At 52.5% G+C, this 13,562-nt stretch carries 16 protein-coding genes; 8 read left to right on the top strand and 8 right to left on the bottom strand.

Annotated elements, in window-relative coordinates:
- Positions 1 to 307: 307 nt before the first annotated feature.
- The 4 genes from AC23NW_RS33705 to AC23NW_RS33690 all read right to left on the bottom strand — a co-directional run bounded on the left by AC23NW_RS33705 (position 308) and on the right by AC23NW_RS33690 (position 3,264).
- Positions 308 to 697 carry a hypothetical protein gene (locus AC23NW_RS33705; protein ID WP_487455027.1) on the bottom strand — a complete coding sequence of 130 codons (390 nt, stop codon included), beginning with the start codon at positions 695 to 697 and terminating at the stop codon, positions 308 to 310.
- A gap of 117 nt (positions 698 to 814) precedes the next feature.
- Positions 815 to 1,213: a DUF6188 family protein gene (locus AC23NW_RS33700; protein ID WP_487455026.1), complete on the bottom strand. Its 399-nt coding sequence runs from the start codon at positions 1,211 to 1,213 to the stop codon at positions 815 to 817.
- Positions 1,214 to 1,761: 548 nt separating this feature from the next.
- Positions 1,762 to 2,265, bottom strand: coding sequence for an N-acetyltransferase family protein (locus AC23NW_RS33695; RefSeq protein WP_487455025.1), 504 nt, complete (start codon positions 2,263 to 2,265; stop codon positions 1,762 to 1,764).
- A 57-nt stretch (positions 2,266 to 2,322) separates the two neighbouring features.
- Entirely contained in the window at positions 2,323 to 3,264 is a 942-nt protein-coding gene (locus AC23NW_RS33690; protein ID WP_487455024.1) for a bifunctional helix-turn-helix transcriptional regulator/GNAT family N-acetyltransferase, read from the bottom strand.
- A gap of 143 nt (positions 3,265 to 3,407) precedes the next feature.
- Between AC23NW_RS33690 and AC23NW_RS33685 the strand changes: the two genes are divergently transcribed.
- Positions 3,408 to 3,827: a hypothetical protein gene (locus tag AC23NW_RS33685; RefSeq protein ID WP_487455023.1), complete on the top strand. Its 420-nt coding sequence runs from the start codon at positions 3,408 to 3,410 to the stop codon at positions 3,825 to 3,827.
- A gap of 135 nt (positions 3,828 to 3,962) precedes the next feature.
- On the opposite strand, the gene AC23NW_RS33680 is transcribed toward AC23NW_RS33685, so the two are convergent.
- Positions 3,963 to 4,376: an OsmC family protein gene (locus AC23NW_RS33680; RefSeq protein WP_293841303.1), complete on the bottom strand. Its 414-nt coding sequence runs from the start codon at positions 4,374 to 4,376 to the stop codon at positions 3,963 to 3,965.
- Between the two features lie 202 nt (positions 4,377 to 4,578).
- Between AC23NW_RS33680 and AC23NW_RS33675 the strand changes: the two genes are divergently transcribed.
- The 5 genes from AC23NW_RS33675 to AC23NW_RS33655 all read left to right on the top strand — a co-directional run bounded on the left by AC23NW_RS33675 (position 4,579) and on the right by AC23NW_RS33655 (position 8,775).
- Positions 4,579 to 5,610, top strand: a complete 1,032-nt coding sequence (locus tag AC23NW_RS33675) for a sensor histidine kinase (RefSeq protein ID WP_487455022.1) — start codon at positions 4,579 to 4,581, stop codon at positions 5,608 to 5,610.
- A complete protein-coding gene (locus tag AC23NW_RS33670) occupies positions 5,607 to 6,368 on the top strand; it encodes a LytR/AlgR family response regulator transcription factor (protein WP_487455021.1) in 762 nt (253 codons plus the stop codon). Before AC23NW_RS33675 ends, AC23NW_RS33670 begins: the two co-directional genes overlap by 4 nt.
- A 16-nt stretch (positions 6,369 to 6,384) precedes the next feature.
- Positions 6,385 to 6,753, top strand: coding sequence for a DUF4890 domain-containing protein (locus AC23NW_RS33665; RefSeq protein WP_293841294.1), 369 nt, complete (start codon positions 6,385 to 6,387; stop codon positions 6,751 to 6,753).
- Positions 6,750 to 7,829, top strand: coding sequence for a serine hydrolase domain-containing protein (locus tag AC23NW_RS33660; RefSeq protein ID WP_487455020.1), 1,080 nt, complete (start codon positions 6,750 to 6,752; stop codon positions 7,827 to 7,829). The genes AC23NW_RS33665 and AC23NW_RS33660 overlap by 4 nt, the downstream gene beginning before the upstream one ends.
- 79 nt (positions 7,830 to 7,908) lie before the next feature.
- Entirely contained in the window at positions 7,909 to 8,775 is an 867-nt protein-coding gene (locus AC23NW_RS33655) for an Rpn family recombination-promoting nuclease/putative transposase (protein ID WP_487455019.1), read from the top strand.
- A gap of 89 nt (positions 8,776 to 8,864) precedes the next feature.
- Here the strand turns inward: AC23NW_RS33655 and AC23NW_RS33650 are convergent, their stop codons facing one another.
- A complete protein-coding gene (locus AC23NW_RS33650) occupies positions 8,865 to 9,452 on the bottom strand; it encodes a Crp/Fnr family transcriptional regulator (RefSeq protein WP_487455018.1) in 588 nt (195 codons plus the stop codon).
- Positions 9,453 to 9,519: 67 nt separating this feature from the next.
- Here AC23NW_RS33650 and AC23NW_RS33645 point away from each other — a divergent pair, with 67 nt between their 5' ends.
- Both AC23NW_RS33645 and AC23NW_RS33640 read left to right on the top strand, forming a co-directional pair.
- Positions 9,520 to 10,077, top strand: a complete 558-nt coding sequence (locus tag AC23NW_RS33645; RefSeq protein ID WP_487455017.1) for a Crp/Fnr family transcriptional regulator — start codon at positions 9,520 to 9,522, stop codon at positions 10,075 to 10,077.
- 69 nt (positions 10,078 to 10,146) lie between these two features.
- Positions 10,147 to 11,283, top strand: a complete 1,137-nt coding sequence (locus AC23NW_RS33640; RefSeq protein WP_487455016.1) for an FAD-dependent monooxygenase — start codon at positions 10,147 to 10,149, stop codon at positions 11,281 to 11,283.
- 1 nt (position 11,284) lies between these two features.
- On the opposite strand, the gene AC23NW_RS33635 is transcribed toward AC23NW_RS33640, so the two are convergent.
- Positions 11,285 to 12,379, bottom strand: coding sequence for a glycoside hydrolase family 130 protein (locus tag AC23NW_RS33635; RefSeq protein WP_487455015.1), 1,095 nt, complete (start codon positions 12,377 to 12,379; stop codon positions 11,285 to 11,287).
- A 4-nt stretch (positions 12,380 to 12,383) separates the two neighbouring features.
- Positions 12,384 to 13,526, bottom strand: coding sequence for a glycoside hydrolase family 5 protein (locus AC23NW_RS33630; RefSeq protein ID WP_487455014.1), 1,143 nt, complete (start codon positions 13,524 to 13,526; stop codon positions 12,384 to 12,386).
- Between the last annotated feature and the right edge of the window lie 36 nt (positions 13,527 to 13,562).

The raw sequence follows: 13,562 nt of genomic DNA, 5'->3' as shown, positions 1-13,562 counted from the left end.
CGTCATCGTTTTGTAGTTTCGTCACCACAAAAATAGGACATACTGGTTCTTGCCTTTTTTTATGAGAAAGCCCTGTAGCTAATAGTATCTGTTTGCCAATGTCTCCATAAAACTCTTTATTTTTTGGTCCAGGGAGTAATTTTTAGTAAATGGACTGCGGCGGACCGCTCCCGCCCGTAAATTGTTTTGCGACAAGCCTGCTTTCGGGCCAGAGGCCCTTCTCGATATTTCTCACTCGCAGAACGCGAGCGAGAGCGGGGTAAGCCGGAAAGGAACAACCCCGCATCCGACATCGGTGAATGTATTCCTACTTCAGGTATTTTTCTTTTTGAATTACAAACCAGTCATCTATGACTTCGCCATTCAGATTTGTTTCAAGCTCATAATAGCCGATATTATCTAAATTATCCAGTGAATTTTGACTGTCAACATAGAGTCCTATTCTTGTTTTGATAATTGAACCACCGTGTCGTCTATTAACATGATATTCAAATCTATCGAATACGGGTTTAATTTCATTCTGTTCAAAGCCACACAAAAAATCCCTATCACCAGAATGTTCGGAAAATATTGCATTGAGCGTATCAAACGCAATCTTTTTTAAGTTAAACGTGTCCGCTCTTTCCGTTAGAAATATGTCAAGTGCCTGGTCAATCATGGTATTACTAATAATAATCCGGGCTTTCGGACCTTGCATTCAGGGGGGGTTAGGTGCACAAACCTGTCAATCTGGACTGAGCTTCAATAGAAGTACAAAGATTCAGGCTTGCAGGCCAGCCCGACAACCACGGGTTTCATGCTAGCGGTAGTTTATTTAATATATTGTCCGTCCAACACCACCATGTACCGATAAACTGTCCAGTTGATTAATCAGGCTCTTCTTTGTATAATGCCAGTTCTCGTATGGTCCATCTTCAACTGCTATTTCTGTACCGTTTTCAAACCTAACCCATAAGTTACCCTTTTTATCAGCTTTCGCTTCTTTTATCGTTTGACTAAAATGATCGTAGAATAGCATTAGAGTATCTTTGTTATTAGGGTACAAATCCATAGTCTGATTGTATTGCATTACTTTCAATGCTGAATGAAACTCAAGATAACTTTCCTCTTGATCATCAAATACTACTGTTAAAAATCCGTCAAATATCAGTTTCTTGATTTTTAGCCCACTAATTGGTAATTCTAAATATCGTCCTTTCTCTTTTAATTTCATTGTCTATTTAAAATAAAAGATAACGTTGAAGCATTCCTGTTATCGCTCGCGTTTCGCGAGCAATTTTTATCCAGAATGGAATAGACACATAAATTAGTAATACATTTTTCATATACAATCATTTCTTAATACGCTAATAACGAATCATCCAAATTATCTCTCAGCCAAAATCACAACTATCTGACAGTAAGATACCTGCTATTCTTTTAAACCTTGACTACTCAGCTGAAACAATACAAAGCGCCATACACTTTTACAATGGGGCCTTTTCCAACACCATCATCGCATCAGGTTTGCCAATACTTCCCATAAAATCCGGCAGAACGTAAAACAGAAACAGTACCCGTGTCAGGCGGGCGGAGAAGCGGGGTGGTGTACGTAAATGGGTGCATCGTGTTTACTTAGTGGTGGCTATCCGCAAATAAAGTAAATAGAGGCAAGTATTAAAATACTTGATGACGATACGGTGAAACTTTTTATTAGTAAAGTCCTGATAAACAAAACGGGTGGCCCATGAGCCACCCGGTCGCTGCGGACAGTGTACTAGCTTAAATCAACCGCTTCTCGTACCCCAGAAACCGCAGGCCAGGTCGGAAGCCAAGCGTCAGTTCACCGGCAAAGGCATAGCCCAGTTTGGGAAACAGGCGTTGTGTGGCCGCGTTCTCCGAGTTGGTGTCGATGCGCAGCACGCCGATCCCACGCGCCACCGCCAGGGCTTCGGCCTGTTCCAGCAGGGCGGCGGCAATCCCCCGCCCCTGAAAGCCGGGATGCACCGCCAGCCGGTGGGTGACCAGCGCCGTCTCCGATAAGTCCCAGCCCAGTTGGGCATATTCAGGGTCCTGAATGGTGGTCAGGGCGGCCACACCGGCCACCGTGCCGTCAACGTCGGCCACCCACAGGTCGCCGCGTTCGATATCCTGCCCGAAAACGGTGATGTTCGGGTAACCGGCATCCCACTGAAAATTACCGGCCGCCTGCATCACCGGCACCACCTGTTTTAGTAATTCACCCAATGCCGGTAAATCGGCCGTGGTGGCTAATCGTATGTTCATAATGTTCTTTTCTGGCGGCATACCAGGCAGCTCTTTGCCCTTAGCTCCATGCTTATTTTATACATCAAGTTTCATTTTGATATTGGCGCGGGCGTAGGGCGTCGCGCTCATTTCGACTTTGTAAAAGCCCAGTTTCCGGTACAGCTCAAGGGCCGGAAACAGCCGTGTGTTCGATTCCAGCCAGAGCTGATGCGCCCCCGCCCGACGAGCCGTTTCCACGGCGGCAAGGCCTAAGGTTTTGCCGATCTGTTTACCCTGCACCTTCGGATCGACCGCCATTTTGGCCATTTCAAACACGCCGGGGCCGTCGGCCACGAGCGCCACCGTCCCGACAATCTCGCCGCGGTACTGCGCAAACAGGATATGCCCGCCGCCGGCCAGAATCGCTTCGGGGGCATCCAGTTGTTCGAGGTCATGTTCTTCTACGACAAAGTACTGCTCAATCCAGGCAACGTTCAGGGCTTTGAACGCCGGGGCAAAGGCCGGTTCATAGGGCAGAATCGTTACCTCTTCCTGTTGCCGCTCCTTCAGATACGCGCTGAACCGGCTCAGGTAGTCCTGTTCGGCCAGGGCGTTTTCCAGTTCCTCCACGGCCCAGAGCAGGTTGTGCCGCTGATCGTTCAGCAACTGCGTGTTCACGGCCTGAATATAGCTCCATACCTGCCGGAATTCCGGTTGCCGCGCCTGCCCGGTTTCCGATAGCTGCAGGATGCGTTTACGCCCGTCCGTTGCCGATTTTCCGGACACAATCAGGTTTTCCTGCTCCAACTGCCGCGCCAGCTGAATAATGGCCGGATGCGAAAAACCGAGCTGATCGGCAATTTCGGTGATGCTCATCGGTCCCCGCTCACTGAGCAGCCAGAATACGGGAAAACATTTGGGATCAAAATCCAGGCCATATTGCTTGTAGACCGCTCCAGCCTGTGCATTCACGGTTTCGGCTAACCGGCGCATCCGGCTGACAAATGCCAGTGGCCCCAATTGTGCAATAAAATCCATACCTAATCAATTACGTAACTGCTTACACAAATATCTACTAATTATTTTCTAAAAACAATATACCGCTGTCAAAACCCATACTATGATGCTTTTTATATATTTTTCCCACCTATCTGTCTACAAAACCAACAATTCCCTGAAGCATGAACACACGGTATCTCCTCTATGCACTGACAGTCACAGCCTTATTCAGTCAATGTAGTTCGGCGGAACAAAAAGAGACAAAAACAGAAACAATATTAACCGGGAATGACCGGGACAGCCACGACTGTATCGGGTCGGCGGGCTACACCTGGTCGGAGGTAAAAAAGGAGTGTATCCGGGTCTTTGAAGCCGGTGTTCGCCTGAATGCCGCGGCGGGGCAGGACTCCACCATGTCGGCGTTTATTGTCTTTGGTGCGGACAGCAGCCAGGTCGAAGTTTTTTTCCCGAATCAGGCGCCGGTTCCCATCCTGAACCGGTCGGCGACCAACGCCTCGTGGCAGGATGAACAGCTGGATGTGTCGCAGTCGGGAGGCAAGTGGGTGATTCAGCAGGGAGGGAAGCCAATATATCAGGAGTAAATACAACCTTCCAGGAACAGGGCCGCCTGGCGGTTCTAAACTTCCTGGAAGGTATCGGCGTTCAACTCCCTGGAACAGGACCGCCTGGCGGTTCTAAACTTCCTGGAAGGTATTCGATTCGGCTAAGCCTTATCCTTAATTCTCCAGCGTAGCTTCCACGCTGATGTCAGCTTTCAGCACCTGGCTTACCGGACAGTTCAGTTCGGCGTCTTTCACGCTGGCATCGAATACGTCCTGGCTGATGCCCGGTACTTTCGCTTTCAGAATCAGGTGCGATTTGCTGATTACGCCGTTTTCGAACGTAATCACCGAGGTAGTTTCGAGGCTTTCCGGCGTAAAACCCGCTTCGCCCAGGACAAAGCTCAGCTTCATGGTGAAACAGCCTGAGTGGGCGGCGGCAATCAGTTCTTCGGGGTTGGTGCCAATACCTTCGGCAAACCGGCTGTTAAACGAATATTGTGTCTGATTCAGGACGGTGCTTTGGGTAGTCAGGTGGCCGTTACCTTCTTTTCCGGAGCCGTTCCAGACGGCAGTAGCTTTGCGTTTCATGTTTGTATGCGGTTTTGCGTTTTGTTTCTGTGTTTGAACAGAACAAAGGTCAGCAACCGGCACCTGAAAAAAATTAACCCGGGTTAAAATCGATCAAACCGCCCGCTTTTTTTTACAGGCTTCCGGAGACGATTGACGGCTTTTTTTGTCAGGTTCACCCCGATTTCCGATACTGTGCCCTGTTTCCTGATTAATTTCAGCCATGCACAGTCGATTATCCCTTCGCCAGATTGCGGCCATCGCTGCTATCCTGGTCGCCCTGCTGACCAACCTGCCCCTGATCAACCTTCTGCCGAAGGCCAGGCTCAGTCTGTTTCAGGGCGTTCCCGACGTGCTGTTTTTTGGCCTGCGCTTTCTTTTTTACAGCGCCTTTGCCTTTTTCTTTATTGAATTTAACCGCTGGATATTGACGCGGCGGGCGATGCAGAATCCGTTACAGATTATTGGCTGGTTCGCCCTCAATGTGCTGTTGTATGTCTTCCTGATTGGCCTTTTTTTGGCTCTGGTAGTGAAGACCATACCCAATTACCCTGTGCTGGTTGCGTTCACGGCCTACTTCCGGGGCTTTTTTGTCTGGTTTGCCGCCCTGCTGATCGGGTACTTCCTGAAGGTGCTGGACCAGAACCGGACGATGCTGGCCGAAAACGAGCGCCTGAAACAACAAACGATTCAGGCACAGTTCAACGCCCTGCGCGATCAGCTGAACCCGCACTTTCTATTCAACTCGCTCAATACGCTCAGCTCCCTCATCCGGGAACACAGCGAACTGAGTCAGCCGTTTGTCCAGAAGTTGTCGCAGGTACTGCGGTATTCGCTCCAGGTGCAGCAGCAGAAGCTCGTGCCCATTGCTGATGAACGACGGTTTACGGAAGCGTTTGCCTTTTTGCTGCACATGCGTTTTGGCGAACAGCTCCGGATTATTGATGAGCTGCCCGACAACCCGCCCTGGCTTATTCCGCCGATGACCCTGCAACTACTGATCGAAAATGCGGTGAAGCACAACGTCATTTCCCGCACCCGGCCGCTGACGGTTCTGGTGCAATGCGACGAAGCGGCAGGCGTTATCCGGGTTACGAACCCGTACCAGCCTAAGGCAGAACCCTCTGATGGTACCGGCACCGGGTTAGCCAATCTGGACAGCCGCATGCAGCTGCTGACCGGCCGAGGAGTCCGGATCGTGCATCAGCAGGATTCGTTTACCGTTTACCTACCCATCATTCCCGAACAACCATGAACGTACTGATTCTGGAAGACGAGCCCACGGCAGCCAATCACCTGACGGCGCTGCTGCACGATCTTGACCCGGCGATACGCATCATGCAGGTCATCGACAGCGTGGCCGATGGCCGGCAGATCTGGGCGACCCTGTCGCCGCCCGACCTGATTTTTTCGGATATTCAGCTCGCCGACGGCCTCAGCTTTTCGCTGCTCGAACAGGTTGAGGTACCCTGTCCGATTGTTTTCACGACGGCCTACGACGAATATGCGATCCGTGCGTTCCGGCTCAACAGCATTGACTACCTGCTTAAACCGATTGATACCGAAGCACTTGAGCGCTCCTTGCGTAAATACCGCTCGCTGGCCCAACCCGATGCCGTAGCCCGGCAGCTGCAACAGTTGCTGAGCGGGGGACATTTCCGCCCCCCCGCCTACCGCCAAAGCTTTCTGGTAGCGTTCCGCGACAAACTGATCCCCGTCAAAACAACCGACATTGCCTGGTTTCAGATCGAGGGCGGGGTTGTTTCGGCCACGTTATCCGACAAAACCAGCTACCCGCTCGACACCACCCTCGACGAGCTGGATACCCGGCTCGATCCGGCGCTGTTTTTCCGCGCCAACCGGCAACTGATTATCGCACGAACCAGCGTCGTCGAAGCCGAATATTACTTCAACGGACGGTTGCTGCTCAAACTCCGGCCCGCACCAACCCATCAGGTGCTGGTCAGCAAAGAGCGGGTACCGCTGTTCCGGAAATGGATGGAAACCTTTTAACAAATACTGTATAGCTATGAAAAAACAACTGATTATCACCGGCCTTTGCCTCGCACTTTCGCTGACAGCCTTTGCGCAGCAGCGGCAGGTGGGCACACCCGACATGCGGGCCAAACGCCAGACCGAGCGTATGCAGGAATCGCTGAAACTCTCGGAAGCCCAGCTTACCAGCGTTTCGGCCATCAACCTGAAATACGCACAGGAAATGCAGCCGGTGCTCCAGGACGGCGAACGCAACCTGAAAACCGCCCGGCAGGCGCGGGACATCATGCAGCGGAAAGACAAGGAACTGAAAGCGGTACTCGACGCCACCCAGTATCAGCAGTATGAGCAGATGAAGGACGAGCTCCGGAAAGAGCTTAAACAACGCCGTGGCCGGAAATGATGCGCCTGTTAACCGTATGTATCCTCTTTGCAGGCCTGCTGAGCCTGGCCTGCACAACCGGTCTGACGCCGGCCGGGCCACAGACCGCCTATGATTTTTCGGCCATTGACCAAATCATTCGCGATTCGGTCAGCACGATCTACAACGGCAATGCGGTCATTATGCTCACGATTGACGGCAAACCCGTTTATGTCCGGTCATACGGCAACCTGACGCCCACCACCCGACGCCCGATTGCCTCCAACAGCAAATGGCTGACGGGAGCGGTGATGCTGAGCCTTGTCGACGAGGGCAAACTAAGCCTGTCGGATACGGTCGGCCGGTTCCTGCCCGTTTTCTCGCGGTATGGCAAGGGCGGTATTACCATCCGGCAGCTCTTGTCGCACACCTCGGGGTTTCCGGGCAATTCGGAGCAGCGGTACGAGCTGATCCGGTACCGCAACAGCACCCTGGCCGCCATTGCCGATTCCATCGCCCTGCGCGTCCCGCTGAAATACAAACCCGGCAGCACGTTTGAGTATGGCGGGGTGAGTATGCAGGTAGCCGGGCGTATTGCCGAAATAGTTTCGGGCAAAGCGTGGGAAGCCTTGTTTCAGGAGAAAATTGCGGGGCCGTGCCAGATGCGCGACACCGACTACGGGCAAATGACCAATCCGGCGCTTGCGGGCAGTGTGCGGTCAACGGCCGGCGACTACACCAACTTCCTGATCATGCTCGTCAACGGCGGGGTGTTTAACGGGAAGCGCGTGCTGAGTGCGCAATCGGTGCTGGCGATGCAGCAAAACCAGTCGGGCAACGTCGTGATCGGGCATTCGCCCTACCCCGCCAACCCGCAGTTCAACCCGTATCACAACGATATTATCCGCTACGGCATTGGCTGCTGGCGCGATGTGGTGGCGCCCGGCGACCAGGCCGAAGAGGTTTCCAGCCCCGGTCTGTTTGGTGCCCATCCGTGGATTGTGCCGTCGAAAAAACTGACCGGCTATATTTTTACCTTCCAGCTCAACGCGGGCTATACCCTCAGCCGCGCTACCTCGCTCCGTATCCGCAGTCTGGTGCGGGAAGCGGTGAAGTAGTGCCGGCTGACCTTCCAGGAAGTTTTAAACCGCCAGGCGGCCCTGTTCCCGGAAGGTTCTTTTTTGCTATTTTTATAATATGAAACTATATAATAATGAAAATCAATTTATTTCTATCCTCTCTGATTATGGCTTTAAGGTAACCTTCGGAAATCAGACAGATACCCGTTTTTTACGAAAGGCGTTGCAGGCTCTTATTCAGTCTCCGGTAGCCATACATACCGTTGACTTTATCGAAAGTGAACTTCCAGGATTAACCAAAGACAGCCGTAGCGGCGTCTATGACATTGCCTGTGTAGATGAATCCGGTAATCAATTCATTGTCGAAATGCAATTGAGTAAATACCCGGATTTCATTCAGCGAATGAAGTTTTATTCTTTTTATCGCCTCAATACGTTGATACGGAAAGGAAGATATCGTTTTGACGGGTTGCCTAAGATTTACTGTATTGGTATTCTGGCAGTCGAAATTTTTCCGGATATTGCAGACTATCACAACATTGCTGTTTTAAAAAACGACAACGGTGAACTGATAGACGATCAGACCACGTTTATTACAGTAGAACTAGCTAAATTCAGAAAACCTTTAGCCAGCGTTAAAACGGATTTGGAAAAACTGGTTTACACGATGAAGACGTTACATAAGACCACCAAAACAAAGCAGTTTCCTCAATTCTGGAATGAGGAGTGGTTAGAAGCGGCAATTAAAGAGCTGGATACCCGGGCTATGTCTCCTGAGAAAAGGATGGCTTATGAAATGACGCTATCCGCCAATGCACTGGCCATTGAAAACGAAAACAAACGCCTGAAAGAAGCTGAACGTAAAAAAACTGAAGAGTTTGTTAAAAATAGTTTAGTAAAAGGCCTTGATGAGGCCTTAATAGCCGATATAGCAGCTGTTTCTATTGAATTTGTAAGAGAAATTAAACAGAAGATGGTAATTTAACTTCCCGCGGCCGGGTTGCCTGGCGATTTTGATAACTCCCCGAGGGTTCAGAACCCTCGGGGAGTTGTTTTTTTCCACCTGGCCGGCACCTATTTCCCCGAAATCCGCTTCCGGATACGGCTCAGCGAGGGGCCCTGAATATCGAGGTACGACGCAATGTGGTAAAGCGGAATCATGTTGAAGATGTCGGGGTGCGCCTCTACCAGATGCAGATACCGCTGCTCGGGCGTTTTAAACAGCATATCCTCCGTCCGGTTCATTATCATTGCAAAACCCTGCTCGGCTACCAGCCGCCCGAACCGCTCCCACTGGTGCGATGTCTGATACAACGTCTGTAAATGGTCGTAATGAATGTACAGAATCGTTGATTCTACCATCGACTCGGTGTAGTAGTTGCACGGCGATTGCTCCAGAAAACTCTTATAGGCCACAATTACCTGTTCTTTCCCGAAAAAAAAGACATTCCGCTCCTCGCCCGTGGCATCGTTGACGTAATACGTCCGGAAAAGACCGTCGAAAATAAAGCCAAGGTGCCTGCAAACGTTTTTATATTCGTTGTAAAATTCCCCTTTTTTGTAGGTTCTGGGTTGCCAGTAAGGCAGTGACAAGGCAAAGTGATCTGCGTCAATGCCGGCAAACTGGTATAATACCTGTTCAAGAATAGCGGGTTGCGTCATGGCTGGGTCGGATTGGCCGTGTTCGGAAAGCAAAAATACACGAATCTCCGGGGTAACAAAGATGACAATGATTGAGGCTATTACCGCTGTCAGCCCGCTCCGGCCCGAAAGCCGTCAGGCCCTGGCAGCGGTGCTGCGTACGACAACCTGCCGCCGCCATACCGAATTGCTGGCCATGGGGCAGGTGGCACATTCGATGTACTTCATCCGCAAAGGGCTGGCGCGGGTGTATTACTACCACAAGGAAATGGACGTGACGGACTATTTTGCCATCGACGGGCAGTTTGTCGGGGCTGTGCCGAGCGCCTTTACGCAACAACCTAGCCGTAAAGCCATCCGGCTGATTGAAGATTCGGAGGTTGACAGCATTTCACTGGCAGACATCGAAGCCTGTTGTGCGGCGCATCACGACCTCGAACGGGCCATCCGGAAAATGGCTTTTTTTGCGTTAATTCAGGAACAGGAACGCATCGAAAGTCTCCGGTTTCACTCGGCAGGCGAACGCTACGCCGAGCTTCAGAAGCGGTACCCCGGCATCAGCAACCGGTGCCCGCTCAAATACATTGCTTCGTATCTGGGCACCTCCCAGGTCAGCCTCAGCCGCATCCGTGCAGGGATTCAATAATTTAACGTATGTAAAAAAAGAGTTCGCCGGCGTTCAGGACCTTTGTGACATTATCTAACAGACAATACTATGAACGTAGCGATTACAGGCGGGGGCATTGCGGGGCTGACCACAGCCATTGCTCTCCGGAATGCAGGGGTTTCCTGCACCATTTACGAAGCCGCTCCCGACATCAGGCCGGTCGGCGCGGGCATTGCCCTGGCCGCTAACGCCATGCAGGCATTCGCGCGGCTCGGCATTCAGGACGCCATTATGCAGAAGGGAAGTTTACTCAACGCCTTCACCATCAAAGAGCCATCGGGCCGCATCCTGACGAAAACCGATAGTGTGGCCATGTCGCAAAAATTCGGGGCCGACAATTTTACCATCCACCGCGCCGACCTGCACCGGACGCTGCTGTCGTACATCGATCCGGCCTGTATCCGGACTAACAAACGCTGTGTTGACATCACCCAAACGCCCGACCGCGTAACGCTTCATTTCAGCGACGGTACCTCGGCTGAGGCCGACTACCTGCTGGCCTGCGACGGTATCCGGTCGCCGGTCCGGCAAAAGCTGCTGCCCGACAAACCGGTGCGGTATGCCGGCTATACCTGCTGGCGGGCAGTCGTTGATATGCCCGGCCTGACGCTGACCGAAGCAACCGAAACGTGGGGGACCGAAGGCCGGTTCGGGGTGGTCCCGCTGACCGGACAACAGGTCTATTGGTTTGCCTGTATCAACTCCACGCCCCGGAACGAGGCCTATAAACGCTATACACCCGATGACCTGCTGTGGCATTTCGGTAAGTTTCACGATCCCATTCCAGCCCTGCTGGAACGCACCCGCCCCGATCAGCTAATCTGGACCGACATCAACGACCTGACGCCCATTGACCGGTATGCCTTCGGCAACATCCTGCTGCTCGGCGACGCGGCCCACGCCACGACACCGAATATGGGCCAGGGCGCGTGTCAGGCCATTGAAGATGCGGTGGTGCTGGCGCAGGAATGGTACAAACACCTGACTGTTGAAGCGGCCTTTCTGGCCTTTGAAAAAAGGCGGCTTTCCCGCACCCACGCCATCGTAAACCGATCGCGGCAGGCCGGCAAAGTCGCCCAGCTCAGCAGCCCGATATTGGCCGCCATCCGTAATTTTGTCTTCCGGCAGATTCCCGCGTCGGTCAGTGCCAAACAGCTCGAATCGGTCCTGACGGTTGACTTTTAGCTTATTTGGTCACAGCAAGCCCCACAAAGGAATCGGCCGTGCCGTAATAGAGAAACCATTTACCTTTGAAATAGACAAGGCCTTCGGCAAAGGTGGTTCCGGATTTATATTGACCGGCCACCTCGTGCGGCAATGTCGGTTTCAGAAACGAGTTGTCGGAGCGGCCGATCATTTTTTCAGGGTTTGCCGGATCAAAAATCATCTGCCCGACCGAATACGTGCCTTTCGCCAGATTCGGGTCGGCATTCTGATTGGTCGCGTTCCGGCCGTTGTAGAGCAACACAATGCCCTTTTCGGTGATAACGGCCGGTGGGCCGCACTCGGTCAGGCTGCTGTCGAACTTACCCGGACGGGGCCGCGCCACTGCCAGCAGATCGCCTTTGTCGTTCAGAAGCGGATACCAGTCGTACAGGTTTTCTGACCACGCCAGGTTGACGAGGTGTTCACCCCAATACATCCAGTATTTGCCGTTGATTTTAGCGACAACGGGCTTATTTTTCACCATTTTCGTCACGATAGACCCCGATTTGCTGGGTACGTTCAGAAACTTCCGGTCATGGGCTACGGCGAAGGCCGGCCCTTTTTTCTCCCAGTTAATCAGGTCTTTTGAGAAGGCAATCGACAAACGGGGCGTTTTATAATTCCATGAAGTATAGGCAACTACATAAGTCCCGTCTTCGGTTTCGACCAGGCGCGGGTCTTCGCAGCCGCCCGGACTGTCATACTGCTTAAACGCATCGTTGTCGGGATATAAAACCGGCGTCGGGTATTTTTTGAAGTGGATACCATCTTCACTTTCGGCCAGCCCCAAGCGGGATGTACGGCCCCCGAGGTGAGCCGCCGGATTGTCTTCGCAGCGGTACAGCAGATACACCTTGTTGTTGCGCACAATAGCCGCCGGATTAAAGACATCAGCTTTCTGCCAGCGGATTTCCTGATTCTTTACCGGGCAAAAAAACGTGTAGCTGGAATCGGCACGGACAATGGGATTCTGGTCGGGCTTATAAAAGCTATCGACATTAATGTTCAGGGGGCGCTGCGGAGCACAGCTCAGCATCAGTGCGCCGACACATAAGGAAAGCAGGTTACGATACATGCAATCAGGCGTTCATCAGGAGGGTTAATAATTTACGGTCAAGTTTATAGCCATGCCAGTCTTCATAGGCTACGTCGGTTCGTTTGGAGTTCATGACACCGAAGTCGCCGATGAACTCCCACAGGGCAAAGCCGATGCCGTTGGCCGACAGAATGCTGAGCACATCGCCGAACCACGCCAGAAAGACATCGTGCGGGGTTTTGTTCCAGCAGCCACATTCACCGCAATGCACACCGACGCCCTGTTTCACGAGATCGATCCACGGCTGGTAAAACGTTTCGAGCATCTGCCGGCTCAGGTACTGACTGCCCACCTGCCCCGGCCATTTCGGTTCGGGCTGCCGGTCGGGGTCTTTCACGGCCCACGGGGCTTTGTAATGGGAAATACTGCCGGGCGTATAGCCGCGACAGCTCTGGGCAATGTCAAGATCGGCCAGCTCCGGAATCACGGTAGATCCTCCGCTGTTTCCGTCGGCAATGATGAGGTGTTTCTTGTTTTCGCGCCGGATTGCGTCCGAGGCGGCTATCGCTACCCGCCGGTAATCAGCCCCGGGGACCGGTCCGCTTTTGGAGTGCTGATCGTTCATATCAGCCCGCATACTGGGTTCATTCAGCAGATCGAAGCTGATTTTTTTGGCCGACACGTTTTTGTAGCGCTTTGCCCACATGTTCCAATGGAAACAGAACGCATCGACTGCCGCCTGATCGGTCCAGAGGTTGTAGGGTTCGTTGAAGCCGGCATTGATGCAGTAGCCCGGTGCGCGGTGCAGGTTCAGGCTGACGTGGAGTTTGTGTTTATGCGCCAGATGCACCAGCTGATCGATGCGGTCAACCGCCCGTTCATCAATCTGATAGACTTCATCCGGCTTGATCGGCCGGCTACGGTCGAAGGACAGGTAATTAGGATACGCCATCGGGAGCCGGACAAAATCAAAGCCCCAGTCCTGCATCCATTTCAGGTGGTCTTCGGTGGTTGCGGGCCGGCTACGGGCCGGATCCGGTGAAAAGAAGTCGAGTAAGTTAAAGCCTTTCCATTTCGGCAGTTTGTTCTGCGGCTTTACGCCGGTACCGCCCAGTGTCATCGACCCCGTTGCCCCTACCGTTGCTGCCACCGCCGCCGCCTGCTGAATAAACGTTCGTCGCTGCATGATAAAGAGAGGAAAACCCACCCTTTATCTACTCAA

The organism is Arsenicibacter sp. R0_47 (assembly GCF_057652235.1).
Note: the sequence above shows the minus strand (reverse complement) of the source record. Positions and strands in the feature narration are given on the sequence as shown.